This is a genomic window from Paraburkholderia piptadeniae (assembly GCF_900007165.1).
Taxonomy (GTDB): Bacteria; Pseudomonadota; Gammaproteobacteria; order Burkholderiales; family Burkholderiaceae; genus Paraburkholderia; species Paraburkholderia piptadeniae.
This window is the reverse complement of sequence record NZ_CYGY02000167.1, coordinates 1-1,523: the sequence shown is the minus strand read 5'-3', so window position 1 is coordinate 1,523 and position 1,523 is coordinate 1. Positions and strand designations below refer to the sequence as shown.

Here is a 1,523-nt window from a genome sequence, read left to right as displayed (position 1 = left end):
GTTCCAGCCATGTTGTCGCGCGGACGGGGAACGGCCCGCGTGCGTTGACCTCATGCCGCGGAATCCGACGTCGCTTCGCACTCCCTGAAGTCAGGGAAGAGGCGGTTGAATTCGCGGTTGATGATGGAGTAGCACTCGCACGCGCGGGTTTCGAGGCCTTTGCGGTCGAGGATGCGGATGTGCCCGCGGCTGTGGTGGATGAGGCCGTCGCTGTGGAGTTTGCCGGCGGCTTCGGTGATGCCTTCGCGGCGCACGCCGAGCATGTCGGCGATCAGCTGCTGGGTGATGTTGAGCTCGGAGGAAGCGCAGCGGTCGGTCTCGAGCAGCAGCCATCGGCACAGCTGCCGGCTCAGGGAGTGATGGCGGTTGCAGGCGGCCGTCTGGGCGACCTGGGTGAGCAGCGCGTGCATGTAGAGCAGCATGAGGCGGCGCATGAAGTCGGAGCGGGCGAAGTGCTGTCGCAGGGCGTGAGCGCTCATGCGGTAGGCGAAGCCGGCGCACTGGACCTGCACGCGGTTGGGCATGGTTTCGCCGCCGGTGAGCACGGGCACGCCGGTCATGCCTTCGCGGCCGACGGAGGCGATCTCGACACAGCCGCCGTCTTCCATGGTGGAGAGCAGGGAGATGATGGCGGTGGTGGGGAAGTAGACGTGATGGATGCGTTGGGCGGTATCGCACAACAGCTGCTCGGTGCGCAGGTGAACGAGTTCGAGATGTGGCGTGAGGGCCTGCCATTCGTGGGCAGGCAGGGCCCCGAGCAGATGGTTGCCGTGCAGGTCGGACTGGAGAGTGAGCATGGTGAGTGCGCTTGATAAAGCCGTGTGCACGGCCGTGTTGGTCTTTTCCGGCTCCTGCGGGCGACGGCCAGGGGTGCCTTTGCAGGCAGCCTGTGTCGGGCAGGGGCTAGCCCCGTATTGCCCGTAGCCGGTGCGGATTATGAATAGGTTGATGCACCGGCGGGCGCAGGCAGTTCAGCCAGAAGCATGCCAATGCGAGGCAGGCGAGAACTGGTGCGGGGTGCGGTAGAGGCGGGCGGGATAACAGGCATCGGGAGGGGGATTTTTGTTTCAAAAGTGTACGCGCGCGGGCGCGGGATGCTGCGCCGCGGGGGGAGGGGAAGGCGAGGCCGACGGGTGCCGGACTGCGGCAAGGGCGGGCAGGTGGCGCTGCGCCGCGGGGTGCCGCGGGGCGAGTGGGGCAGGGTGCAAGACGGTTGGGAGTGCTGTGCGAGCGGGGGCGAGGGGGACGAAGGAGGACGCCGGGGGCCGGGAGGCGATGGGCGTCGAAACTGTTTCAGAAATGTTGCATGGCGAGTGTGGGCAAGCGCACAGCACGACAGAAATGCAAGGGCGCCCGGATGCGGGGCGGGCTGCGGGCAAGTGCTGCAGCGCGAGGCTTGGTGCGGCACCGCACGGTGTGCCGGGGGCGAGCGGGGTTCGGGCAGGGATTTGTGGCGCGGCGCTGCCGTGCGACGGTGTCCCGCCACGGTTTTGTATCCGGACTGAACACACGAAGGGCAAGAG

At 67.3% G+C, this 1,523-nt stretch carries 1 protein-coding gene; it reads right to left on the bottom strand.

Features of this window, described 5'->3' with window-relative positions; genetic code table 11:
- Nucleotides 1-50: 50 nt before the first annotated feature.
- Nucleotides 51-797, bottom strand: a complete 747-nt coding sequence (locus BN2476_RS43845) for a Crp/Fnr family transcriptional regulator (protein WP_087740340.1) — start codon at nt 795-797, stop codon at nt 51-53.
- Nucleotides 798-1,523: the final 726 nt, after the last annotated feature.

Coding starts and splice junctions, on each gene's coding strand:
- BN2476_RS43845 (WP_087740340.1), bottom strand. CDS start 797: ATGCTCACTCTCCAGTCCGACCTGCACGGCAACCATCTGCTCGGGGCC.